Source organism: Variovorax sp. P4_B11 (assembly GCF_056402355.1).
Genome location: NZ_JBFUHO010000014.1, coordinates 25136 through 47057, shown reverse-complemented (window position 1 = coordinate 47057; position 21922 = coordinate 25136). Strand labels below are relative to the sequence as shown.

Annotated in this window: 24 protein-coding genes; 8 read left to right on the top strand and 16 right to left on the bottom strand. The window is 69.2% G+C overall.

Features of this window, described 5'->3' with window-relative positions:
* Positions 1-966 carry a polysaccharide deacetylase family protein gene (locus tag AC1DYD_RS15015; RefSeq protein WP_478173542.1) on the top strand — a complete coding sequence of 322 codons (966 nt, stop codon included), beginning with the start codon at positions 1-3 and terminating at the stop codon, positions 964-966.
* Between the two features lie 102 nt (positions 967-1068).
* Positions 1069-2211 (top strand): autotransporter outer membrane beta-barrel domain-containing protein, encoded by a 1143-nt coding sequence (locus AC1DYD_RS15010; RefSeq protein ID WP_478173541.1) that lies wholly within the window; start codon positions 1069-1071, stop codon positions 2209-2211.
* 116 nt (positions 2212-2327) lie between these two features.
* Here the strand turns inward: AC1DYD_RS15010 and AC1DYD_RS15005 are convergent, their stop codons facing one another.
* Positions 2328-2813, bottom strand: a complete 486-nt coding sequence (locus tag AC1DYD_RS15005; RefSeq protein ID WP_478173540.1) for a SixA phosphatase family protein — start codon at positions 2811-2813, stop codon at positions 2328-2330.
* Positions 2814-2915: 102 nt separating this feature from the next.
* Positions 2916-3866 (bottom strand): cupin-like domain-containing protein, encoded by a 951-nt coding sequence (locus tag AC1DYD_RS15000; protein WP_478173539.1) that lies wholly within the window; start codon positions 3864-3866, stop codon positions 2916-2918.
* Between the two features lie 188 nt (positions 3867-4054).
* Between AC1DYD_RS15000 and crcB the strand changes: the two genes are divergently transcribed.
* The 4 genes from crcB (at position 4055) to AC1DYD_RS14980 (ending at position 5844) form a co-directional block, all read left to right on the top strand.
* Complete coding sequence (gene crcB / locus AC1DYD_RS14995) at positions 4055-4444, top strand: fluoride efflux transporter CrcB (protein ID WP_478173538.1); 390 nt, start codon at positions 4055-4057, stop codon at positions 4442-4444.
* Between the two features lie 54 nt (positions 4445-4498).
* Positions 4499-4834 carry a DUF190 domain-containing protein gene (locus tag AC1DYD_RS14990; protein ID WP_478173537.1) on the top strand — a complete coding sequence of 112 codons (336 nt, stop codon included), beginning with the start codon at positions 4499-4501 and terminating at the stop codon, positions 4832-4834.
* A gap of 53 nt (positions 4835-4887) precedes the next feature.
* The gene (locus AC1DYD_RS14985) at positions 4888-5292 is read left to right on the top strand and encodes a universal stress protein (RefSeq protein WP_478173536.1); all 405 of its coding nucleotides are present in this window, start codon (positions 4888-4890) and stop codon (positions 5290-5292) included.
* 84 nt (positions 5293-5376) lie between these two features.
* Complete coding sequence (locus tag AC1DYD_RS14980) at positions 5377-5844, top strand: methyltransferase family protein (protein ID WP_478173535.1); 468 nt, start codon at positions 5377-5379, stop codon at positions 5842-5844.
* Here AC1DYD_RS14980 and AC1DYD_RS14975 read toward each other — a convergent pair.
* From AC1DYD_RS14975 to AC1DYD_RS14940, 8 genes are read right to left on the bottom strand one after another with little or no spacing between them, the layout of a single operon-like run.
* On the bottom strand, positions 5802-7097 hold the full coding sequence (locus AC1DYD_RS14975) for an MSMEG_0569 family flavin-dependent oxidoreductase (protein ID WP_478173534.1): 1296 nt from the start codon (positions 7095-7097) through the stop codon (positions 5802-5804). The genes AC1DYD_RS14980 and AC1DYD_RS14975 overlap by 43 nt on opposite strands.
* 32 nt (positions 7098-7129) lie before the next feature.
* Positions 7130-7414, bottom strand: a complete 285-nt coding sequence (locus AC1DYD_RS14970) for an MSMEG_0570 family nitrogen starvation response protein (protein ID WP_478173533.1) — start codon at positions 7412-7414, stop codon at positions 7130-7132.
* A gap of 28 nt (positions 7415-7442) precedes the next feature.
* Positions 7443-8651 (bottom strand): MSMEG_0565 family glycosyltransferase, encoded by a 1209-nt coding sequence (locus AC1DYD_RS14965; protein ID WP_478173532.1) that lies wholly within the window; start codon positions 8649-8651, stop codon positions 7443-7445.
* Positions 8644-9642, bottom strand: coding sequence for a sll0787 family AIR synthase-like protein (locus AC1DYD_RS14960; protein WP_478173531.1), 999 nt, complete (start codon positions 9640-9642; stop codon positions 8644-8646). Before AC1DYD_RS14960 ends, AC1DYD_RS14965 begins: the two co-directional genes overlap by 8 nt.
* Positions 9639-10199 carry an MSMEG_0567/Sll0786 family nitrogen starvation N-acetyltransferase gene (locus tag AC1DYD_RS14955; RefSeq protein WP_478173530.1) on the bottom strand — a complete coding sequence of 187 codons (561 nt, stop codon included), beginning with the start codon at positions 10197-10199 and terminating at the stop codon, positions 9639-9641. The genes AC1DYD_RS14960 and AC1DYD_RS14955 overlap by 4 nt, the downstream gene beginning before the upstream one ends.
* A 2-nt stretch (positions 10200-10201) precedes the next feature.
* Entirely contained in the window at positions 10202-11272 is a 1071-nt protein-coding gene (locus AC1DYD_RS14950) for an MSMEG_0568 family radical SAM protein (RefSeq protein ID WP_478173631.1), read from the bottom strand.
* The gene (locus tag AC1DYD_RS14945; RefSeq protein ID WP_478173529.1) at positions 11235-12305 is read right to left on the bottom strand and encodes a Nit6803 family nitrilase; all 1071 of its coding nucleotides are present in this window, start codon (positions 12303-12305) and stop codon (positions 11235-11237) included. Before AC1DYD_RS14945 ends, AC1DYD_RS14950 begins: the two co-directional genes overlap by 38 nt.
* 10 nt (positions 12306-12315) lie before the next feature.
* The gene (locus AC1DYD_RS14940; protein ID WP_478173528.1) at positions 12316-12798 is read right to left on the bottom strand and encodes an MSMEG_0572/Sll0783 family nitrogen starvation response protein; all 483 of its coding nucleotides are present in this window, start codon (positions 12796-12798) and stop codon (positions 12316-12318) included.
* A 339-nt stretch (positions 12799-13137) separates the two neighbouring features.
* Between AC1DYD_RS14940 and AC1DYD_RS14935 the strand changes: the two genes are divergently transcribed.
* Complete coding sequence (locus tag AC1DYD_RS14935; protein ID WP_478173527.1) at positions 13138-14529, top strand: aminotransferase-like domain-containing protein; 1392 nt, start codon at positions 13138-13140, stop codon at positions 14527-14529.
* Between the two features lie 161 nt (positions 14530-14690).
* Here the strand turns inward: AC1DYD_RS14935 and mnmH are convergent, their stop codons facing one another.
* From mnmH to AC1DYD_RS14910, 5 genes are read right to left on the bottom strand one after another with little or no spacing between them, the layout of a single operon-like run.
* Entirely contained in the window at positions 14691-15770 is a 1080-nt protein-coding gene (gene mnmH, locus AC1DYD_RS14930) for a tRNA 2-selenouridine(34) synthase MnmH (protein ID WP_478173526.1), read from the bottom strand.
* Positions 15763-16563 (bottom strand): phosphonate ABC transporter, permease protein PhnE, encoded by an 801-nt coding sequence (phnE, locus tag AC1DYD_RS14925; protein WP_478173525.1) that lies wholly within the window; start codon positions 16561-16563, stop codon positions 15763-15765. Before phnE ends, mnmH begins: the two co-directional genes overlap by 8 nt.
* Positions 16560-17387, bottom strand: a complete 828-nt coding sequence (locus tag AC1DYD_RS14920) for a PhnE/PtxC family ABC transporter permease (protein ID WP_478173524.1) — start codon at positions 17385-17387, stop codon at positions 16560-16562. Before AC1DYD_RS14920 ends, phnE begins: the two co-directional genes overlap by 4 nt.
* Positions 17384-18121, bottom strand: a complete 738-nt coding sequence (locus tag AC1DYD_RS14915) for a phosphonate ABC transporter ATP-binding protein (RefSeq protein WP_478173523.1) — start codon at positions 18119-18121, stop codon at positions 17384-17386. Before AC1DYD_RS14915 ends, AC1DYD_RS14920 begins: the two co-directional genes overlap by 4 nt.
* Positions 18122-18152: 31 nt before the next feature.
* Positions 18153-19010, bottom strand: coding sequence for a putative selenate ABC transporter substrate-binding protein (locus AC1DYD_RS14910; RefSeq protein ID WP_478173522.1), 858 nt, complete (start codon positions 19008-19010; stop codon positions 18153-18155).
* Between the two features lie 105 nt (positions 19011-19115).
* Between AC1DYD_RS14910 and selD the strand changes: the two genes are divergently transcribed.
* Positions 19116-20195, top strand: coding sequence for a selenide, water dikinase SelD (gene selD, locus AC1DYD_RS14905; protein WP_478173521.1), 1080 nt, complete (start codon positions 19116-19118; stop codon positions 20193-20195).
* Positions 20196-20199: 4 nt separating this feature from the next.
* Here the strand turns inward: selD and norR are convergent, their stop codons facing one another.
* Positions 20200-21828, bottom strand: coding sequence for a nitric oxide reductase transcriptional regulator NorR (gene norR / locus AC1DYD_RS14900; protein WP_478173520.1), 1629 nt, complete (start codon positions 21826-21828; stop codon positions 20200-20202).
* Positions 21829-21922 lie beyond the last annotated feature (94 nt).

Below are 21922 nucleotides of genomic sequence, written 5' to 3'. Positions count from 1 at the left end.
ATGGCGCGCATCGCACTGAAGGTCGACGTCGACACCCTGCGCGGCACCCGCGAAGGCGTACCCCGGCTTCTGGAGCTGCTGCAGCGCGGCGGCGCGCGGGCCAGCTTCCTGTTCAGCCTCGGCCCGGACCACACCGGCAGGGCCATCCTGCGCGTGTTCCGCCCCGGCTTTCTGCAAAAGGTGGCGCGCACCTCGGTGCTCGAGCACTACGGGCTGCGCACCCTGCTGTACGGCAGCCTGCTGCCGGGGCCCGATATCGGCCGGCGCGAGGCCTCGACCTTGCGCGCGGTACGCGATGCCGGCTTCGAGGTCGGCGTGCATTGCTGGGACCACATCGCCTGGCAGGACCACCTGATGCGGCGCGACCCCGCCTGGACTACGCGCGAGATGCGCCGGGCCGTGGATCGGCACACCCAGATCTTTGGTTCTGCGCCGCGGCTGCATGGCGCGGCCGGATGGCAGTTCAATGCGGCCGCGGCGCAAGCCGAGACCGAGCTCGGTATCGAAGTGGCGTCGGATACGCGAGGCACGGGGCCTTTCGTCCCGGTGGCCGACGACGGGCGTGCCATCGGGCCGCCGCAATGGCCGACCACCCTGCCCACGCTCGACGAACTGATCGGCATCGACGATCTCGATGCGCAGAACGTCCATGCCCATGTGCTCGCGCTCACCGATGGGTGCCAGCGCGACCAGGTCTACACGCTGCACGCCGAGCTCGAGGGCATGAAGCTCATGCCCGTCTTCGAGCGCCTGCTGAAGGGCTGGCAGGCCCAGGGACACCAGCTTGTCACGCTGGGCGACCTCGCCGCGTCGACCGACCCCGCGACCCTGCCGCGCCACCGCTTGGTCCAGGGCGAAGTGGCGGGACGCTCGGGACTGCTGGCCCTGCAGGGGCCGGCCTGGTTTTCGCAGCGTGCAGCGCAACACGCAGGCGGCGAGCCGGGGAGCCCCGCACGCACTCGATGACGCCGCGCGTCTTCCAATGCGCTCGGATTGCCTTCATGATGGAACCCTAGAGTTCCCCGAGGGGCTCGTTGCGGCTGCGGTCCGGAGCGAAGGAGTGCGACCATGCGTCTGTCTTCAGAAACTCGACAACCGGCCGGCGCCCGACACGTCCGGTCGGGCCGCGCCTTCGCCGAAGCCTGCCGCTGGGTGGTAGCGGCCGCTGTCGGCCTCGCGGCTTGCGGGGCCTGGGCCCAGTGCGTGCCGCCGTCGCTCCTGTCTCCCTGCACGTCGGTGCCGCTCATCCCCCCGGGCGCGAGGCCCGAGGCCGGCGCCTACTTCGGCAATCAGCACCAGTCGGGCGTTCTCTTCGTGAACAGCCTGGACGACCGCCAGGGCGGCTGGGGCTGGCAGCCCCAGGGCACCGGCCTGCAGCCAGCGAAAGGCCCCATCGACCTGCGCGTCGGCGGCACCGGCGATCAGACCCACGGCGACACCGGCAGCTTCGACATCGACAGCAAGGCGGCCTTCGTGCAAGGCACGGCGACACTGGCCCACTGGTCGCCGTTCGGCGGTGCCGACAACATGCACATCGGCGCGATGTTCGGCTACGGTGCCACGCGAAGCGATTCGCAGGGCGTCGCGTACGGCCTCCAGTCGCAAGGAAGAACCAGCGGATTCAGCCTGGGCGCCTTTGGTACCTGGTACCAGAACGATCAAACCCGAAGTGGCTGGTACAGCGACCTCTGGGGCCAGTACGCCTGGTTCTCCAACCACGTCGACACCCTGCTGGGGGAACGGGTCGACTACAACTCGCACGCGGGCATCCTGTCGGCGGAAGGCGGCTATGTCATGCGGTGGCAGGACAGCGCCTGGTCGCTGATCCCGCAAGGCCAGTTCGTCTACGACCACAACCACACCTACAACGTGACCCAGCTGGATGGCCTGGAGGTCGACGGCGCCCACCGGGGCGGGTGGCTGTCGAGGCTGGGCGTGCGGGCCGAACGCGAATCCTTCGGCTGGGGGGGCGCCGTGGTGCGGCCGTTCGCGGCCGTGAACTGGTGGCACGACGCCCTCGGCGACGAGGTGATCACCAACAACGTCTCGACCAAGTACCTCTACCCTGCGGACCGCTTCGAACTCAAGGCGGGCATCGACGCCAGGTTCCAGAGGGGCTGGACGGCCTGGGGTACCCTGGGTTGGCAAACGGGCAAGCAGTCCTATCAGGCCTGGGCGGTCCAGGCAGGGACGCGAATCGTCTGGGACTGAGCTCGCTTCCAGGAGCTGCCTCTGCTGGGAAGCACGCCACGGGAAAGAGCCGAGATCGCGAGCTGGAACTGGCGCGTCGAGTCCCCCAGCGGGCGGCCTGCATGTCCGCCGTGGACTTACGCCCTGGGCACGTCCAGCTTCACCTTCGTCGGGCCGATCTCCCCGACTTGCGCCCATGCCTTGGCGTCGAAGCGGAACTCGGCGACGGCACACGTGGGCATGTCGACGATCTCGTTCGACAGCTGGTGCGCGAGCTCGGTGAACTCGGGGTTGTGGCCGAACAGCATCACGCAATTCAGCTTGTCATCCAATGTGCGAATGACGGCGAGCAAGGTGTCGGGGCTGCTGGCGTAGAGGCGTTCATCGACGACGATGTCCTTGCGCCGACAGTGGATCTCGTCGGCGATGAGTTGCGCCGTCGCCAGCGCTCGCAGTGCCGGGCTCGACACGAGCAGATCGGGCTTCGGCCCGCGCTTGCCGAGGCGCTTGCCCATGGTGGGCGCGTCGCGGCGGCCCCGATCGTCCAAGGGTCGCAGCCGATCGGGCAAGGACGGATCGTCGCGACTCGACTTCGCATGCCGCACCAGGATCAAGGTTTTCACGATCGTGTGAAAAGGCACTAGAGATCCGCCAGTATGCCAGTCGAAGTGGCTTCCGCCGCCAGTTTGCCGCCGGGCTGTAGAGCGCGGCCTCCAGAAACAGGCTCAGGGCGAGGGCCCGCGTGCATGCCGAGCCCTTTTCAGCAGGTTGATGGGCACGCGTGCGGCATTCGCTGCTGCAATCTTGATCTGATCGGCAAACGGGCTCTGCCCGACCTCTGCCGGCGACCAGCCGCAACGACGCAACATGTAGTTGAACGCATGCGCGCTCGTCAACATGTCGGACTTCTGCGTGCGAAAAGTGAATGCCAGGGAGATGGAGAGTTCGGAGCCGGTGTGGACCCGATGGGGGGCGATGAAGGGGTGGTGGACACCGAGCCCAGGCTTCAGATCGAAGATCTTCGCTTTCGATTCGAACGAGGGCAGATAGGTCGGCCGCCTGGTGTTGAAGAGCGAAAGCAGACGGTCCTTTTCTGCCGAACTCATGATCTCGTCGTCGCTGGGGTCCCAAAGCGCCACCTGTTTTTCCCCTCGCACCTGAAGCAGGAAATTCATCTCGCGGTCCATGTGGTAGGGCGTGATCGAGTCCTGCGTGGAGATGAAGATGTACGTCGAGTACCAGGTGATCACCGGATCGAACTCTTCGATCGCCGCGGCGATCTCGGCCAACAGCCCTTCCAGCAAGGGGCGGTAGACGGCATCGCGTTCCGGGTTGTAGATGCAGATGAAGGCCCTCGATTGCTCGAAGCTTTCCAGCACGTCGTCCAGGACAAGGCCCTGGCTGTAACGCGAATAGGACGAGTCGAAGTCGGCGTCGCCGGGTATCACGCCGACGCGATACTTCACCTCGTCGCGCGGCAGACGCCGGCAGAGCGCAAACAGTTCCGGCAGCGAGAAACTGGGATGGTCGGCCAGGCGATGGCTCACCAGGAACGGTCGCCGGTTGTATGACGACCGGACGGTGTCGGGATCGAACGCGATCAGATGCTGCGTCTTTTGCCGCCCCCGAGCAGCCAGGGTGGCAGCGACTTCCCTCGAGACGAATTCACCCAGCATGGTCGGCTCTCCGTATCGATGCGGTGCGTCCGCGCACGCACGGGACACAAGTTGTCACATTGTCGTGACCAAGTCAAGTGCCGAGACGGCCCAGCGCGCTGCGTGCGGCCGATGATATCGACCCGGGACCCGCGTGGACCGGCGCCCTTGCCGCACCGGTCGCTCCGGCCCCTTGACCAAGGAGCGACATGAGCGGCTTTTCATTGCTGGCGGTCTTCGGCGGTGCCGGCTGCGGTGCCTTGCTGCGCTGGTGGCTGGGTGGCTGGCTGAACCCGATGTTCCCGACGATTCCGCTGGGCACCCTGGCCGCCAATCTCATCGGCGGCTTGCTGGTCGGCGTCGCGAGCGCCTTCTTCTCTCACAACAGCGGCCTCGCGCCTGAATGGCGGCTCCTGATCATCACCGGCTTCATGGGCGGCCTGACGACCTTCTCCACATTCTCGGTCGAGGTCGTGACGTTGATCGGCCGGCACCAGCACTGGTGGGCCCTGGGGGCCGCGAGCGTGCACCTCGCCGGCTCGCTGATCCTCACCGGGATCGGCATCCTGATCGCGAATGCGCTCTTCGTCAGGGTCTAGAGGCCCGGCAGGCGATGCTGTCCCAACCCGTGATTCGAGCCGAAGGAGGACACCGTGAAAGGCATCTACCTCAAGTTCTACGTCCAGGAAAACCGCCGTCACCACGGCATCCTCGCCTATGAATGGCTGCTCCGGGAAGCCCGGAAGCTGGGCATCCACGGCGGCTCGGCCTTTCGAGCCATCGCCGGCTACGGCCGCCATGGCAAGCTGCACGAGGAGCACTTCTTCGAATTGGCCGGCGATGTCCCGGTGGAGGTCGGGTTTGCGCTGAGCGAGGATGAGGCCCAGCGCTTTCTCGCCCACCTTGACGGCGAGAAGCTCGAGCTTTTCTACGTCAAGCTGCCACTGGAGATGGGGCTTGTCGGGTCGGCCGCATCGAGCGATGGCTGATCGGCTCCGTGGCACGGCAGGGGACCGCCTGCGCACACTGAAGGAGACGCACCATGTTCAGAAAGATCCTGCTGGCGTACGACGGAACCCAAAGCTCGGAAATCGCGTTCGGGCGCGCGATGGAAGCCGCTCGGGAGGCCCATGCGCCCCTTCACGTGGTAGCCGTGGCGTGGTCCGCCGAGGTCGAGACGCATGCCTCCCTCGACCAGGCCCGTGCGCAGTGCTGGGCCTATCTGGCGCCGCTGCGCAACAGGGGCGCGGATGCACGGGTCGACGTCGAACTGGAAGTCGTGGAGGGAAACTGTTCCGAACAGATCGTCGCGGCCGCGGATCGATTCGGCGCCGACCTGATCGTCATCGGCCACCGCAAGCGCGCGCTGCTGAGTCGTCTGGCCGAGACGTCCCTGGCCAAGCGCGTCATCGATCGCGCGCATTGCTGCGTGCTGGTCGCCGGTTGAGCGCCGTCCGGATCAAGCCAAGGGAACGCCACGCCTGAGCGCGTGACTCGAGCAGGATCGCAAGCCTGGTACGGTTGGCGCCGAATGAACACCGACAGCCCATTCCGACATGATCCAGGAACCGTGCTGGTCGCGATCCAGTTCGCGCTGATCACCGCCCTGGCGCTGCTCGCGGCACCTGAATTCCTCGGCGTTCACGCACCTGCAGGGGCCTGGGTACTGGCGGTGCTGGGCGTGCTGCTGGGACTCTGGTCGCTCGCCTGCAATCGGCCAGGAAACTTCAATATCCGGCCGACGCCGCGCGCAGGCGGACAGCTGGTGCAAAGCGGTCCCTACCGCTGGATCCGCCATCCGATGTACACCGCGGTCATGGCCTGCGGGCTGGCCTGTGCCTGGGCCGCCAGCTCCGTCTGGGGCTGGATCAGCGTTGCAGCGCTGGCGATCGTGCTCGGCGTCAAGGCCGAGGTGGAGGAGCGCTGGCTGCTGGTGGCGCATCCGGGCTACGCGGCCTACCGCACTCGGACACGCAGATTCCTGCCGGGCATTTTCTGACCCTCATCCTGTTCAGCCGCAGCCGAAGCGATCGCCTCGGCCAGGAACTCCGCATCCCGCGCAACGCCCGAGAAGCGCCCCGAGCCCCAGGTATGCAGCCACGGCAACCCGAGGAAGTAGAGACCCGGCTGCCCGGTCACGCCGCGCAGGTGCACCGGCTCGCCGCGCCCGTTGAACACCGGTGCGTCGACCCAGCCGAAGTCGGGCAGAAAGCCGATGCACCAGACCACGCTGGCGATGCCCGATGCACGAAGGCTCAGCCGGGTGCGCTCCTGCTCGGGCTGCCAGACCGGCACATAAGGCTCTCCCGGCGGCGCGTCGATGCCCCGGCTCGCGATGAACTTGTCGATCGAGGCGTTGATGCCGTTGAAGATGCGGTCCGCATGGTCGAGGTTCTCGCGCAGGTTCGGCTGGAACTCGAGCTCGTCGCCGTCGAGGCCGGTCATCAGGCCGTACAACTCCATGCCTTCCACGGCGAAGCGCCGCAGGTCGATGTCGCGGCCGCCATCGCGGCCCGTCACGTAGTGGTTGGTGTTGTCTCGCACGCCCTCGCGCAGCGGATGCTGGGTCACGGGCATGTCGTAGTAGTCCATGTCCGCCAGCCAGTCGACCACATCCTTGCCGCGGTAGAAGCGCGCGCAGCGCGGCGCATTGCCGGTGGCGAGATGGACCTTGCGCCCGGCCAGGTGCAGGTCTTCGGCGATCTGCGCGCCCGACTGGCCACAGCCGACCACCAGCACGGCCCCTTCGGGCAGCTGGTCGGGATTTCGATACTGGGCGGAGTGGTACTGCACGATCGAGCCCGGCAGCTTCTCGGCCATGCGCGGCACCACCGGCTTGTGGTAGCCGCCCGAGGCCACGACCACCTGGTCGGCGGTGAAGCTGCCGGCGCTGGTCTGCACCGTGTAGCGGTCGGCATCGCCGGCGCGCGACACCTTCTCGACGGTCACGCCTTCGATCGCCGGCGCCTGCACCTGCTCGACGAAGCCGGCGAGCCAGTGGTTGATCTGGTCCTTGACCATGAAGCCGTGCGGATCGTCGCCCTGGTAGGCCCAGCCGGGCAGATTGCATTGCCAGTTGGGCGTGACCAGGCAGAAGGAATCCCAGCGCTGGGTGCGCCAGCTGTGAACCAGCGTGCGCTTCTCGATCACCAGGTGGTCGATGCCGCGCCGTTGCAGGCAATGGCTCATCGACAGGCCGGCCTGGCCGCCGCCGACGATGATGACGCTGTAGTGGGTGGTCTTGGGGAGCATGGTGAACTTTCGGAAGGGAACTGGGGAGGCGGTCAGTCGAAGGCCAGGACCGTGACCTCGGCGCCGGGCCGGTCGGCGAAGCCGCCGGCGATGTGCTCGATCTCGGCCAGCTGGTCCATGGCCTGCGAGCAGGCGAAGCCGAACTTGGCGCGGACCCGCTCCGAGGCGATGTCGAGCGCCTCGCGGGTGCGCTGCAGAAAATCGTCCAGGGCATAGGTCTGGCCCGGACGCAGATAGTCCTGGACCACGAGGGATGGTGAATAGCAGCGCGTCTCGCGCTGGTCGGGCCAGCGAACGCTGAAGTGCATGACGGGCATGGGTTTTCTTGCGCCTTTCGGTGTCGATTCAGAAGGTGATGGGCAGGGCCTGCGAACGCGATGCGCGCAAGCCCTGGCGATAGAGGAGCGCATGCCGCTGTGCGGACGCCGACCAGTCGAACTGATGCCCCAGGCGTTCGGCCGAACGGGCGATCTGGTCGCTGTCGCGGGTGTCGATCGCCCGTCCCAGCGCACCTGCGATCGACGCCGGGTCATGCGGGTCCGCCCACTGGCAATCGGCGTCGCCCAGGTGTTCGGTGAACGGCGCGATGCGCGAGACCACCACCGGCACGCCACTGGCCAGCGCCTCGAGCACCACCAGGCCGAAACCCTCGACCAGCGACGGCATCGCCACGACATCGGCCAGCCGGTAGAGGCCAGGCATGTCGTCGTCGGCCAGCGGTCCGGTGAGCACGATGGGCTGGCCCGGGCCGATGCCCAGGCCGCTCGCCTGTGCCAGCGCCTGGAAGTCGAGCGTGTAGCGGGCATGGTCCAGCAGGCTCGCGCCGCCGGCGATGACCAGCTGGGCATGAGGACGCTCGGCGCGCAGCCGCACGAAGGCCCGCAGCAGCCGCAGCGTGTTCTTGCGCTCCTCGACGCCGCCGACCGCCAGCACCACCGGTGCTGCGCTGCGGATGCCGAGCCGACGACCCAGCGTCGCGTCGTCGAGCCGGCCCACGGCGCTGAAGCGCGTGCGGTCCACGCCATTGCAGATCTCCGATGCGCTGACGCCATGCTGCTGCGCCAGGATGTCGCGCCACATCCGGCTGGCGCAGAACACCTGGCTCGCGCGCCGGAATCCCCGCGACTGCCAGGCCATCAGCTGCGGCGAAGCGAAGACTTCCAGGTGATGCACCGTGCGAACGAAGCCATGGACGAGGCCCGCATCCACGAGGTCGGCGAGTGCATTGCCGCCGATCGGGTCGTGGGCGTGCAGCACGTCGAAGCGCGTGCCCTCGAGCTGATTCTCGAGGTGGCGCCTGAAGGCCTCGATGCGCGTGCCGACCATCTCGACCATGTCCTTCGGCACGCCGCGCACCGGCACCAGCTGCGTGGCGCAACGCACCGGCCGGAAGAAGCGCTGGTCCGGCGCCGCCGGCGCCATCACGGTCACGTCGTGCCCGGCGTCGTGCAGCGCGTGGGCCAGCTCGATCGTGTGGACCACGCCACCGCGCGGATTGACCGAGTGGGTCAGCAGCCCGATCTTGAGCGGACCTCGATCCGAAACGTCATTCATGCACACCCTGCGCAACGGCAGCCTCGCGGATGAAGACATCGTCGTTCAGGTCCCACAGCAGTTCACGCGCCTTGCCTCGGCGCAGCACGAGCTGGCGCGAATCGTCGACCTGCCCCACCACGGCGCAGGCGATGTCGCGCGCGGCAAAGCGGCGTCTCACCTCGCCGACGTTCGAAGTCCGCACGCTCATGACGAAGCCGAAACTCGGGAAGGCACCGAGCCATCGCGGCAAGGGCGCCCCGGACGGCCGAGGGATGGCATCGACATCGATGGTCGCGCCGACGCCCGAGCATTCGAGCAGCATCAAGGCGGTGCCGACTGCGCCGGCCATGCTGATGTCCTTGGCCGCGTCGCAGAGGCCGTCCTCGGCCAGCTGCGGCAGCAGTTCGAGGTCACCGCGCAGGCGCTGCGCCGGTGCCGTGGTGGAGGCATTCCAGTACGGAAAGGGCTCCTCGTAGGCGCCGCGCAGGTCGACCGCCATCAGCAGGCTGTCGCCGGGCCGCGCATCGAAACTGGTCAGCAACCGCTTCGCCCGGCCGAGAATGGCGACCGCCAGTTGCGGCCGCTCGCTCCGGTTGTTGCTGTGGCCGCCGACGATCGGCACGCCGTAGCGGCCGGCTGCCGCGGCCATGCCCATGAGCAACTGCTGCGCCGGGTCCATGCCCGCGCTCCACAGCGCGTTGACCACGGCAGTGGGCCGGCCGCCCATGGCGTAGATGTCGCTGACGTTGACCATCACCCCGCAATAGCCGGCGAACCACGGCATGCGGACGATGAAGTCCTCGACCAGACCTTCGATCGCGAACAGCAGGTAGCCGCCCTGGCCGTCGGGCAGCGCCGCGCAGTCGTCGCCGATCGGCACCGCCTGGGAGAGGTCCGCGCCGCCGTTCGGCAGCGCCCGGCCCAAGGCCGAGACGACGTCGCTGATGTCGCGCTTGTGGGCAAAGCCGCGGCTGGACCGCAATGCGGCGGTCATCTCGGCGAGCGTCATGAGGCGCTCCGCGCGCGCGAGACGAAGCCGCTCACCGGATCGTGGCAAGGCGGATAGAAGTCGAGCGCCGCCCGCATCTCGGCATGCGGCCGCCCATGCACGACGAGTTCGCCTTCCAGCGTCCAGTGCAGCTTCTGGAACAGCGGCACGTTCTGCGACTGCACATGCGCGTGGAAGGCAACGCAGCCCTGCGCATGCGCCCGGCACACCGCGAGGCGGATCAGCGTCGCGCCGAGATGGCCCTGGCTCCTGAAGGCCGGATGCACCGCCAGCCGCGAGCCCCACCAGACCTGCGGCGCGCTCTGGTGGATGCGCACCGTGCCCACCACTTGGTCGGGCATGCCGCCGATACACGACATCGCCACCAGCAACTGGGCGCGATCGTCGAGCGCATCGCGGTCGTCGCCGACGAAGATGCCCTGCTCGATGCAGAACACCGCGCGGCGCAGCGCATGCGCCTGCTCGCGCTCCCAGTGCTGCGCGGCCTCTCGCACCAGGAACTCGACCGGCTGGTACTGCACGGCCGGCTCCAGCCGGTCATCGACGATGCAGCCCATGGTCAGCTCTCGTAGACCGACAGCGACGAGCAGGCGCCGCACTTGCCGCAGCCCGCCTTGATGTCGCTCGAGCGCAGGTTGGCCGCGGCCACCATGCGGCCGAGCGGCTCGAGGATCGACTTCATGAACGCCGGCGTCGGCGCCGGATGGTCTTCCAGCGGCGTGCCGCTGATCGGCACGAAGGGCACCACGAAGGGATAGACGCCGAACGACAGCAGGCGCGCGCAGGTCTCCAGGATCGCCTCGCGCGTGTCGCCCAGGCCGGCCAGGATGTAGGTGCTGACCTGGCCGCGGCCGAAGACGCCGACCGCGGCCTCGAAGGCGCTCATGTAGCGCGACACCGGCACGCTCGCCTTGCCGGGCATGATGCGTTCGCGAACCTCGGGCGTCACCGCTTCCAGGTGCATGCCGAGCGTGTCGATGCCGGCCACCTGCATGCGGCGCAACCAGCGGTCGTCGTCGGGCGGCTCGCACTGGCCCTGGATCGGCAGGTCGACCGCCGCCTTGATCGCGAAGGCGCTCTCGCACAGGATCTGCGCGCCGCGGTCGGTGGCGTTCGGCGTGCCGGTGGTCAGCACCATGTGCTTCACGCCGTCGAGCAGCACGGCGGCGCGGGCGACCTCGGCGAGCTGCTCGGGCGTCTTGCGCGCGATGGTCCGGCCGGCCGCCAGCGACTGGCCAATCGCGCAGAACTTGCAGCTCTTGCGCCGGCTCTCGTAGCGGATGCAGGTCTGCAGCACGGTGGTCGCCAGCACGTCGCTGCCGTGCAGGGTCGCGATGTGCGCGTACGGCACGCCGTCGAAGGTCTGCATCGCATAGAAGCGCGGCTGCTTCGGAAAGCTGATGCTGGCGATCGGGATGCTGCCGCGCGTCAGCGTGCTGCGGCCCTGCGCGTCGGGCGCCTGCGCCGTGAAGGGCGAGTTCCAGGCCGTCGAGGTATGGACCGGCACCATGATCGTGTGCCCGTCGACCGTCACGGCCTTGTGGTCCGAGGGGCCGGCGCCGCCGCGGCGGCTGGCCGCCCCGGCACTCGGATCATCCAGCCGCAACCCGAAGGACTGCAGCTCGGTCATCAGTTGGCGGCTCGCTGGCGCGGCTGGATGGGCGATCGTGGTCATGGTGGCTCCCGTGGGCGAGGGTTGAAGATTCGGCGGCGGCCGCGGGCATCGCGAAGGTGGTCGCCGCGGGACGGTCGTTGATGGCCAGACTCAGCAATTCGGGCCGCGCGTAGTGGCCGACCGAATCCATCATCCGTTTGCGCTTGCTGATCAGCGCCATGTCGAGGTCGGCGATCACCATGCCCTCGCCTTCGGTCAGCGGCGGCGCGAGGTGCTTGCCCTCGGGCGAGACGATGGCGGTGTGGCAGCCGCCGCGCAGCGCCTTCTGCAGGCCCGCATCGGGCGTGACGGCGGCGATCTGGGCGTCGGTCAGCCAGCCGGTGGCATTGATCACGAAGCAGCCCGACTCCAGCGCGTGGTGCCGGATCGCCACTTCCATCTGCTCCGCGAAGATCGGGCCGACCAGCGAGCCCGGGAACTGGGCGCAGTGGATCTCTTCGTGCTGGGCCATCAGGCTGTAGCGCGCCAGCGGGTTGTAGTGCTCCCAGCAGGCCAGCGCGCCGACCCGGCCGACGGCCGTGTCGACCACCCGGAGCCCGGCACCGTCGCCCTGGCCCCAGACCATGCGTTCGTGGTACGTCGGCGTGATCTTCCGGCGCTTGAGCGCCAGCGTGCCGTCGGCATCGAACACCAGCTGGGTGTTGTAGAGGCTGCCATGGTCGCGCTCGTTGACGCCGAGCACCACCACGACCCCGCAGGCCCGGGCCCGCTCGGCCACGGCGGCCGTGACCGGGCCCGGCACCACCACCGCGCGCTCCATCAGCCGCAGGTGCGCAGGGCCCTGGAGCACCGGCGGCTGCACGAAGGAGAAGTAGGGGTAGTACGGCACGAAGGTCTCGGGAAAGACCACGATCCGCGCGCCCTTGCCCGCGGCCTCGTCGATCGCTTCGCAGACCCGGGCCAGGGTGCCGTCCGGGTCGTCGAAGTCCGGCGCGATCTGGACCGCGGCGGCCCGCACGCTGCGCGGCGAGAAGGAGCTCGTCGTCATGGCGCTCGCCTTACAGCGTCCAGGTGTCGAGGATGAAGGCGTTGGCCTTGCGGTGCAGCAGCACGATGTCCAGCACGTCGAGCGGGTTGATCGGCACGATGCCGGGGATCAGCGAGCCCTCGCCATGGCCGTAGAGCGCCTGCAGCGCGAAGCGGCAGGCGTAGACCTTGCCGCCTTCCTCCATGAACTTGACGAGCTGCTTGTTGAAGTTCTGGTGGCCCGGGAACGCTTCGTCGCCGAGCGTCGGGAAGCCGCGCTGGACACCCAGCGTCACGCCCGGGCCGTACAGCAGGATGGTGGTTTCGAAACCCTTGCGCTTCAGGCGCGTGGCCTGCAGCAGGTTCACGAAGCCGATCGAGCCTTCGAACGCGACCGTGTGGAAGGTGACCAGGGCCTTCTCGCCCGGATCGGCTTTCACGTCCTCGAAGACCTTCTCTTCGTAATCGACGAGGAAATCGCCGGTGGCGTGGGGTGCGTGGGTGACTTTGGGCATGCTTGCTCCGAAATAAGGATGAATGAAAGGTGCTGCGCGCCCTCTTCTTTCGCATGCGTTGTGCCATCGCCGGTGGCCCTTCATGCGATCAATGCACGATCAATCAGGCGCTGTGCGCGATGCGGGGCTGAAAAAAACTTCGAGGCCCTGTTCCGGGCCTGCCGGGAGCGCCGGGAGCACCGCTTTTCGCACTCAATTGATGCGCTTTTCATGCAATCAATGCACCCGATCAACGGTGCCCGATGCACGGGATCCATGCGACCGGCGGCAAGGAACCGGCACGTTTCGTGCGTTCATCCCCGGCCATCGATGCAATCAACCCATGCGATCAATTCCGCCATGAACAAACTCACCCAGCACTGGCACAAGCGCCTCGAGGCCAGCCCCAAGCCGGCCTATCTGCTGCTCGCCGACCTGATTGCCGACGACATCCGGACCGGGCGCCTGAGCGCGCGCGACCAGTTGCCGACGCTGCGCGACCTGGCGGCGGAACTGCGGCTCAACTACACGACCGTGGCGCGCGGCTATGCCGAAGCGCGCAAGCGCGGATTGATCGATTCGCGCTCGGGCAGCGGCAGCTTCATCCGCGGCGTCAGTCCGAGCCTGCCGCTGCGCGGTGGCGGCGGCGCCGAAATGACGATGAACCTGCCGCCCGAGCCGCAGGATGCGGCGCTCATCGAACGCATGCGCCAGTCGGCCAGCCGCGTGATGGCCGAGGCCGGCCTGTACGAGCTGCTGCGCTACCAGGACTTCGGCGGCTCTGCGCGCGACCGCGAGGCCGGCATGCAATGGATCCGCCCCAGGGTGCCCGACTGCCGGCTCGACCAGATGCTGGTCTGCCCGGGCATCCACAGCGTGCTGACCGCGCTGTTCTCGCAGCTGGCGCGGCCGGGCGAGCTGATCTGCGTCGAGGCGCTGACCTATCCGGGCGTGAAGGCGATCGCCACGCAGCTGGGCATCCAGCTGCACGCGCTGCCGCTCGACGAGGAAGGCCCGATGGGCGAATCCTTCGAGCACGCCTGCAAGACGCTCAAGCCCAAGGCGCTCTATTGCAACCCGACGCTCAACAACCCGACCACCGCCACCATCTCGCGCGCCCGGCGCGAGGCCCTGGCCGACATCGCGCTGCGCTACGCGATCCCGATCATCGAGGACGACGCCTACGCCCTGCTGCCGCGCCAGGTCCCGCCCGCGATCGCCACCCTGGCGCCGGAGCTGACCTACTACATCACCGGCTTCTCGAAAACGCTGGGCGCGGGGCTGCGCAACGCCTACGTGCGGTCGCCGGGCGCGCGGCAGTCGCAGCGGCTGGCCGGCGCACTGCGCGCGACCACCGTGATGGCCTCGCCGATCACCAACGCACTGGCCACGCTGTGGGTGGAGGACGGCACCGCCGACGCGATGCTGCAGGCGATCCGCAACGAGTCGGGCGTGCGCCAGGCGCTGGCGGCCCGCCACCTGGGGGCGCACGGCATCGCCGCGCAGAGCGAAGGCTTCCACCTATGGCTGCCGCTGAGCTCGGCCTGGAGCACGGTGGAGTTCGCCTCCTACCTGCGCTCGCAGAACGTCGGCGTGGTCGCCAGCGCGGCCTTCTCGACCGACGGCTCACCGCCCGAGGCGGTACGGATCTGCCTGGGCGGACCGATGTCGCGCGACGAATGCGACCGTGCCCTGCACCTGATCGCCGACACGCTGGCCCACCCGCGGCATCCGCACGCCACGGTCATGTAGCCGTGGGGCTCGGTCGCCGGACGCTTCGGCCGATCGCGGGCGCCACCCCACGGCGGCGATCCTTGCGGATCAGTTCTCGCACGTATTCGCTGCAGGTGCGTCGCCGCGCTGCGCGACTTGCTCATCCACGAAGGCCTCCAGCGAATCGGGAAGCGAAATGTTCACCGCGCCTGCGCCATCTCACCAGCCAGAATCGCTTCGGCCACCGCCTCGATCCCCGCGTCCGTCAGGTCGCCGGCCGCGACCTTCACCCGCTGCGGCCAGCGGCTGAAGTGCTTCGCCTGCGAGCGCTCGTAGTGCGGGTCGTAGTGCAGCGCCATCAGCTCCGCGAACAGCGGCGCCAGCTCGCCCTCGAGCGCCCACTGCTGCCAGCGCTCCACCACCGCCTTGCCCTGCAGTTCCTTGAGCTTGCCGAGCTGGCCGGCCAAGGCCTCACGGTCGTCGCCGAGGTAGGCGTAGTCGCGCAGCAGATAGGCCAGTCGGGCCTCCGGATCGGCCTGCACCTCGATGCAGTCGGACTCGCGCATGCGCGCTATCAGCGGGATCGGCAGCGACAGCCGGCCGATGCGCGCGCTCTCGCCTTCCACATACAGCGGCCGCGACAAGTCCAGCCCATCGAAGCAGGTCGCGATGCGGGTCTCGAACTGCTTCTGCGAAGGCTGCGGCACGCCGGGCAAGGCGCCCAGCAGGGAGCCCTTGTGGCGGGCGTCGTGCTCGAGGTCGAGCACCTGCTCGCCGCGCGCGGCCAGCGCCTGCAGCACGCGCGTCTTGGCACTGCCGGTGGCGCCGCAGATCACGCGCAGCTGGAGCTGCGGGCAGATCGCCTCGATCTGCGCCAGCACATGATGGCGAAAGCTCTTGTAGCCGCCGGCCAGTTGCTGCGCGTCCCAGCCGACCAGCCGCAGCCAGGTCACCATCGAGCCGCTGCGCAAGCCGCCGCGCCAGCAATAGACCAGCGGCTTCCAGTTCGCGGGCCGGTCGGCGAATTGCTCGCGCAGATGGCGCGCCAGGTTGGCGGCGACCATCGCGCTGCCGACCCGGCGGGCCTCGAAGGCGCCGGTCTGCTTGTAGAGCGTGCCGACGATGCGGCGCTCCTCGTCGTCGAGCACCGGACAGTTGATCGCGCCCGGAATGTGATCGAGCGCGAACTCGGCCGGCGAGCGGGCGTCGATCAGGGTGTCGAAGGCGGGGATGTCGGCCACCCGCGTCGGCGGGCGCTGCCGCTTGTCGTCGTCACGCATAGGCCGGCCCCAGGCCACGGCGCAGCCGGGCGCTCGCCATGTCCACCAGCGCCACCAGGCCGAACATCGCGACCAGCACGGTCATCGCCTGTGGTTGCTGGAAGATCGACAGGTGGAAGTAAAGCAGCTGCCCCAGTCCGCCGCCGCCGACGAAGCCCAGCACGGTGGCCATTCGAATGTTCATCTCCCAACGATACAACGTGTAGGCCACCCACTGCGGCAGAACAAGCGGCAGGCTGCCGTAGCCGAAGGCCGCGACCGCGCCCGAGCCGCTCAGGCGCAGTGCCTGCTCGGGCGCACGCGGCGCATTCTCGAGGCTCTCGGCGAACAGCCGGCCCAGCACGCCGGTGGTGTGCAGCGCCAGCGCCAGGGCGCCGGCGAAGGGGCCGATGCCGGCCGCCAGCACCATCAGGGCGGCCCAGACCAACTCGGGCACGCTGCGCAGGAAGTTGAGCACGAAGCGCGTGATTGCCTGCACGATCACGCCCGAGCGGCCCGAGGCAGGCAGTGCCAGCAGCGCGCCGCCGACGGCGGCCAGCAGCGTGCCAAGCGCCGACACGGCCAGGGTCTGCAGCGCGCCCCATGCGGTCTTCTGCAGGAAGGCGGCGGAGACATCGGGCGGGAAGAACTCGGCGATGAACTTGCCCATCAGCGACAGCGACTCGGCAGTGAACAGCGCGCCGTAGTCGATCGCCAGATAAAGGAAGCTGGCCGCCACCGCGACCAGCACGCCGGCGGTTGCCGCCCAGCAGCGAAGGCAGCGCGGCGGCGCAGCGATGGTGGAGGCATTCATGCCAGCAGCCTCCGCAACGCATGGCTCAGCGCATCCGCCAGCAGGACCAGCAGCAGGAACACCATCAGGATGCTGCTGGCCTCGCCGCCGTTGAGCATCTTCATCGACTGGTCCATCAACTGCCCCAGGCCGCCGGCGCCGACGAAGCCCATCACCACCGAGGCCCGCACCGCGCACTCCCAGCGGTAGACGGTGTAGGAGGTCAGCTCCTGGGCGCAGTTCGGCAGCAGCCCGTAGCACAGCGCCGCCAGCCGGCCGCTGCCGCTTTCGAGCAGGGCCCGGGCGGGCGCCGTGTCGGTCGATTCGAGCACCTCGGCGTAGACCTTGCCGAGCATGCCGCCGTAGGTGATCGCCAGCGCCAGCACGCCCGCGGCCGGGCCCAGTCCCAGCGCGCGCACGAAGATCAGCGCCCAGACGATTTCGGGAATGGCGCGCAGCACCATCAGCAGCCAGCGAGCGAGTTGGCGGACCGCGGCGGCGCGCACGCGGACCGGCCCCGGGCCGATGCGCGACTGCGACAGCGCGCGGGTGGTGACGAAGGCCAGCGGCGCGCCGATGAGAAATGCCAGGGCGGTGCCGGCCGTGGCCATCGCCACGGTCTCGAGCGTGGCCTTGGCGAGCAGCGCCAGGAAATCGGGCGCGGTCGCCGGCGGCAGGAAGCCCGCCAGGAAGCCGCCGATGACCTGCAGGTTGCCGGCACCGAAAAGAGCCGAGGGATGAAACTCCGACAGCTGCAGCAAAGGCCAGGCGATCACCAGCGCGACCAGCCAGCCGACCCCTCGCCGCCGGGCCAATGGATCGCGCAGCGCCGGCCGGGCCGTCATTCGTAGAGCGCCTTCAGCATCGCGTCGCTGACCTCGCCGACCGGCCGGTCGAACACGATGCGGCCGTCGCGCATGCCGACGATGCGCGGGAACCAGCGCAGCGCCAGGTCGACCGCGTGCAGCGAGGCCACCAGCGTCGCGCCGGTTGCCTCGCCCTGCCGCACCAGCTGCTGCAGCGTGGCGTCGGCCAGCGCGGGGTCGAGCGCCGACACCGGTTCGTCGGCCAAGAGCAAGGCCGGCCGCTGGTACAGCACGCGGGCGATGCCCACCCGCTGAAGCTGGCCCCCCGACAGGCGATCGCAACGGTCGAACAGCCGGTCCTCGAGCGCCAGCCGCGACAGCGCCTCGTGCGCGCCCGGCAGGTCGGAGGGGCGCAGCAACAGCGACCCGAGCGCGCGCGGCAGGGACCACTGGCCGAGCCGCCCCGCGAGCACGGCGGTGACGACGCGCAGCCGCGGCGCGATCGGCGGGCTCTGGTGCACGGTGCCGATGCGCGCACGCAGCCGGCGCAGCGCCGGCGCCGGCAGCTGCCAGGGGGATTCGTCGAGCAGTCGCACCGCGCCTTCGCCGGGCCGCAGCGCCGCGCCGAGCACGCGCAGCAGCGTGGTCTTGCCGGCGCCCGAGGGGCCGATGATGGCCAGTCGTTCGCCAGTGCCGGCCGCCAGCGTCACGCCTTGCAGCGCGCGGTGGCCGTTCGGATGCACCAGGCCGACCGCAGCGAGCGAGAAGCTCACGCCGCCGGCCCTGCGAGCGGCAGGGGCCGCATCACTTGATCAGGCCGGCCGACTTGGCCGCAGCCTCGATGCCGTCGTAGTTCGACGACTGGGTCGGGATGAACTTGCTGGCGCGCTGCAGGTCCATGATGTCCTTGTGGGCCGGGTCCGCGGGATCGAGCTTCAGGAAAGCCTCGGTCAGCTTCTTCGTCACGGCCGGATCGAGCCCCGGGCGCACCGTCCAGTTGTAGTCGTAGTAGGTCGGCGTGGTGGCCAGCACGCGCACCTTGGCCGCGTTCGGGTTCTTCGCTTCGACCAGCTTGTCCCAGACCGAGGCATTGAGCACGCCGGCCTCGGCCCGCGCGGCGGCGACGAAGGCCACGGTGGCATCGTGCGCGCCGGAGAAGGCCACGGTCTTGAAGTCGCGCTCGGGATCGATGCCGGCCTGCAGCAGGAAATAGCGCGGCATCAGGCTGCCCGAGGTGGAGGATGGCGCGCCGAAGGCGAAGGTCTTGCCTTTCAGGTCGGCCAGGGTCTTGGCGCTGCTGTCGATCGGCACGATGAACTTGCTGGTGAAGACCTTGTCCTCGGCGCGCTGCACGATCGGCACCACGCCGCCTTGGGTGCGGATGCGCGCCTGCACGAAGGTGAAGCCGCCGAGCCAGGCGAGGTCGAGCTTGTCGGTCGCGAGGCCCTCGACGACCGCCGCGTAGTCGGTCACGGGGGTGAACTTCACCTCCAGGCCGGTTTCCTTCTGCAGGTAGTCGCCCAGCGGCTTGAACTTGCGCTGCAGTTCGGTCGGCGCCTCGTCGGGAATGGCGGAGACGCGCAGCACCTTGCCCTGGGCCAGGACGGCCACGGCACAGGCGGACAGGGCCAGCGCGATGGCGAGGCGGCGGAGTGTTTTCATCGGGGAAAGACGCAGGAGCGTAGGAAAGCGGACAAACGCCATTGTAGAAAGGCGCACCGGCGCTCCTGCTTCGATAATGGGCACCCGTCCGATCCGCTTCCCGCCATGACCGAATCCCCCTCCTCCCGCCCCGTCAACCCGCTGGCGCCGCTGCGCCTCACCAGCTTCTCGCACGGCGGGGGCTGCGGCTGCAAGATCGCGCCCGGCGTGCTCTCGCAGATCCTCAAGAGCGGTGCTGGCGGCCTGATGCCGCCCGAGCTGATGGTCGGCATCGAGACCGCCGACGATGCCGCGGTCTACCGGCTGAACGACCGCCAGGCCCTGATCGCGACCACCGACTTCTTCATGCCGATCGTCGACGACCCGTACGAGTTCGGCCGCATCGCCGCCACCAATGCGATCAGCGACGTCTACGCGATGGGCGGCAAGCCGATCATGGCGCTGGCGCTGGTCGCGATGCCGGTCAACCAGCTGCCGCTCGAGGCCATCGGCGAGATCGTGCGCGGCGGCCAGGACGTCTGCCGCGCGGCCGGCATCCCGATCGCCGGCGGCCACACCATCGACTCGGTCGAGCCGATCTACGGGCTGGTGGTCATGGGACTGGTCGACCCGGCCCAGGTCAAGCGCAACGCCGATGCCCGGCCCGGCGACGTGCTGGTGCTCGGCAAGCCGCTGGGCGTCGGCGTGCTCTCGGCGGCGCTCAAGAAGGAACAGCTGCCGGAGGCCGGCTACCGCCAACTGATCGACAGCACGACCCGGCTCAACACGCCGGGCATCGCGCTGGCGGCGCTGCCAGGCGTGCATGCATTGACCGACGTCACGGGCTTCGGCCTGGCCGGCCACACGCTCGAACTCGCGCGCGGGGCCGGACTGAGGGCCGTGGTCGAGTGGTCGAAAGTGCCGTTGCTCGCGGGTGTCGAGGCGCTGGCCGCCGAAGGCTTCGTGACCGGCGCCTCGAGCCGCAACTGGAGCGGCTACGGCGCCGAGGTGGAACTCGCCGCGGGCCTGCCCGCCACCGCGCAGGCGCTGGCGAGCGACCCGCAGACCGCCGGCGGGCTGCTTGTGAGCTGCGCGCCCGAGGTGGTCGATGCGGTGCTGGAGATCTTCCGCAGCGAAGGCTTCGGTGCCGCGGCGGCGATCGGCCATACCGAAGCCGGTGCCGCGGGTTTGCGCATCCTGGCCTGAAGCCTCACGGTGCGCGCGACCCCTGGCCGGGCGGCTCCAGCGCGACACCCAGCCGTTTCGCCAGCCGGATCAGGTTGGCGCGGTCGAGGCCGAGCGACTGCGCCGCCGCCGCCCGGTTGAAACCATGCGCCGCGAGCGCCGTGCGGACCCGTTCCCGCTTCAGCGCATCGACCGCGTCCTGAAGCAATTCGCCCTCTCGCCCGCTGCCGGCCGCACTGTCGGGCCCGGCCACCGTGGCGTCGCCCGCGGCCGACAGTGCATTGCCGGGGTGCGCCTCCAGTTCCAGGTCTTCCGCGCCCAGGCTCAGGATGCGCGGCCGCTGCGGGTGCCGGGCGCGCGCCTTCAGCACGCTGCGGCCGAGCAAGTGCTCCAGTTCGCGCACGTTGCCCGGCCAGCCATAGGCCAGCAGCGCCGCCTGCGCGCTCGGATCCAGCCGGGCGGCGCCGACGCCGAGACGGGAACGGTTCTCCTCGAGGAAGAAGCCGCTGAGCAGCAGCACGTCGCGGCCCCGCTCCCGCAACGGTGGCACACGCAGCGGATAGGCGCTCACGCGGTGATAGAAGTCGGCCCGCAGCCGCCCGGCCCGCACCTCTTCGGCGAGATCGCGGTTGCTGGCCGCGATCAGGCGCACATCCACGCGGTGCTCGCGGTCGGAGCCCAGGCGCTGCAGCTGGCCGCTCTGCAGCACACGCAGCAGCTTGGCCTGCACCGGCATCGAGAGCTCGCCGACCTCGTCGAGAAACAGCGTGCCGCCGTCGGCCAGCTCGAACTTGCCCGGCCGGTCGCCGGTGGCGCCCGTGAAGGCGCCCTTCACGTGGCCGAAGAGTTCGCTCTCGACCAGCGTCTCGGGCAAGGCTGCGCAGTTGAGACTGATCATCGGTCGCGCCGCCCGCGCCGAGCCGGCATGGATCGCCTCCGCGACCAGTTCCTTGCCGACGCCGGTCTCGCCCTGGATCAGCACCGACAGCTCGCTGCCGGCGACCAGCCGGATGTCGGCCAGCAACTGGCGCATGGCCGCACTGCGCCCGATCAGCTCGCGCGCCCGCGGCGCGGCGGCGAGCCTGAAGCCCTCCGCGCGCAGGCTCTCGAGCGCGACCCGGTTCTCGAGCTGCTCGATGCGGCCGGCCACGGTCACGATCGCTGCGGCCAGGTTCGCGAACAGTTGCAGCGCCGCCAGGTCTCCGCGCGAGAAGCGGTCGGCCTGCAGCGCGTCGAGCGTCAGCAGGCCCCAGATCCGCTGGTTGAGCTGGATCGGGCAGCCGACGCAATCGTGCACGTCGAGGCCGCCGTGCACGCCCTCCACCAGGCCGTCGTACGGGTCCGGCAGCGGACTGTCGGACGGAAAGCGCAAGGGCCCGCCCGCTCCCAGCAGCGCAGCGAAGCGCGGGTGCTCGGCGATCCGGAAACGGCGGCCCAGCGTGTCGCGGCTCAAGCCATCGACCGCCAGCGGCAGCAGACTGCCGTCCTCCAGCCGAAGCAGCGCCGCCGCATCGCAGGGCAGCAGCAGGCGCAGCGCCTGCAGCAGGCGGCGGTAGAGTTCCTCGCCGGGCAGGCCGGCGCCCATGTCCGCCAACAGCGGCGCAACCGCCTCGAGCAGCTTGTCGGCAGTCAGATGGACACGTTGATGAGTCATTGAGACACGATGTTAGCTGGGTCAAAGAGACACTGATCGCGCCAAGTCATTGATTTTCCTGGCGGGTGCGCCTGGAACGGGTATTGCAGTGCAC

What these genes read in the sequence shown, in the direction of transcription:
- AC1DYD_RS14935 (WP_478173527.1), top strand. Translation starts at nt 13,138, where the DNA reads ATGAACAAACTCACCCAGCACTGGCACAAGCGCCTCGAGGCCAGCCCC.
- AC1DYD_RS14940 (WP_478173528.1), bottom strand. Translation starts at nt 12,798, where the DNA reads ATGCCCAAAGTCACCCACGCACCCCACGCCACCGGCGATTTCCTCGTC.
- AC1DYD_RS15015 (WP_478173542.1), top strand. Translation starts at nt 1, where the DNA reads ATGGCGCGCATCGCACTGAAGGTCGACGTCGACACCCTGCGCGGCACC.
- selD (WP_478173521.1), top strand. Translation starts at nt 19,116, where the DNA reads ATGACCGAATCCCCCTCCTCCCGCCCCGTCAACCCGCTGGCGCCGCTG.
- mnmH (WP_478173526.1), bottom strand. Translation starts at nt 15,770, where the DNA reads ATGCGTGACGACGACAAGCGGCAGCGCCCGCCGACGCGGGTGGCCGAC.
- AC1DYD_RS14970 (WP_478173533.1), bottom strand. Translation starts at nt 7,414, where the DNA reads ATGCCCGTCATGCACTTCAGCGTTCGCTGGCCCGACCAGCGCGAGACG.
- AC1DYD_RS14980 (WP_478173535.1), top strand. Translation starts at nt 5,377, where the DNA reads ATGAACACCGACAGCCCATTCCGACATGATCCAGGAACCGTGCTGGTC.
- AC1DYD_RS14955 (WP_478173530.1), bottom strand. Translation starts at nt 10,199, where the DNA reads ATGGGCTGCATCGTCGATGACCGGCTGGAGCCGGCCGTGCAGTACCAG.
- AC1DYD_RS15010 (WP_478173541.1), top strand. Translation starts at nt 1,069, where the DNA reads ATGCGTCTGTCTTCAGAAACTCGACAACCGGCCGGCGCCCGACACGTC.
- AC1DYD_RS14945 (WP_478173529.1), bottom strand. Translation starts at nt 12,305, where the DNA reads ATGACGACGAGCTCCTTCTCGCCGCGCAGCGTGCGGGCCGCCGCGGTC.
- AC1DYD_RS14960 (WP_478173531.1), bottom strand. Translation starts at nt 9,642, where the DNA reads ATGACGCTCGCCGAGATGACCGCCGCATTGCGGTCCAGCCGCGGCTTT.
- AC1DYD_RS14985 (WP_478173536.1), top strand. Translation starts at nt 4,888, where the DNA reads ATGTTCAGAAAGATCCTGCTGGCGTACGACGGAACCCAAAGCTCGGAA.
- AC1DYD_RS14920 (WP_478173524.1), bottom strand. Translation starts at nt 17,387, where the DNA reads ATGACGGCCCGGCCGGCGCTGCGCGATCCATTGGCCCGGCGGCGAGGG.
- AC1DYD_RS14965 (WP_478173532.1), bottom strand. Translation starts at nt 8,651, where the DNA reads ATGAATGACGTTTCGGATCGAGGTCCGCTCAAGATCGGGCTGCTGACC.
- AC1DYD_RS14950 (WP_478173631.1), bottom strand. Translation starts at nt 11,272, where the DNA reads ATGACCGAGCTGCAGTCCTTCGGGTTGCGGCTGGATGATCCGAGTGCC.
- AC1DYD_RS15000 (WP_478173539.1), bottom strand. Translation starts at nt 3,866, where the DNA reads ATGCTGGGTGAATTCGTCTCGAGGGAAGTCGCTGCCACCCTGGCTGCT.
- AC1DYD_RS14910 (WP_478173522.1), bottom strand. Translation starts at nt 19,010, where the DNA reads ATGAAAACACTCCGCCGCCTCGCCATCGCGCTGGCCCTGTCCGCCTGT.
- crcB (WP_478173538.1), top strand. Translation starts at nt 4,055, where the DNA reads ATGAGCGGCTTTTCATTGCTGGCGGTCTTCGGCGGTGCCGGCTGCGGT.
- phnE (WP_478173525.1), bottom strand. Translation starts at nt 16,563, where the DNA reads ATGAATGCCTCCACCATCGCTGCGCCGCCGCGCTGCCTTCGCTGCTGG.
- AC1DYD_RS14975 (WP_478173534.1), bottom strand. Translation starts at nt 7,097, where the DNA reads ATGCTCCCCAAGACCACCCACTACAGCGTCATCATCGTCGGCGGCGGC.
- norR (WP_478173520.1), bottom strand. Translation starts at nt 21,828, where the DNA reads ATGACTCATCAACGTGTCCATCTGACTGCCGACAAGCTGCTCGAGGCG.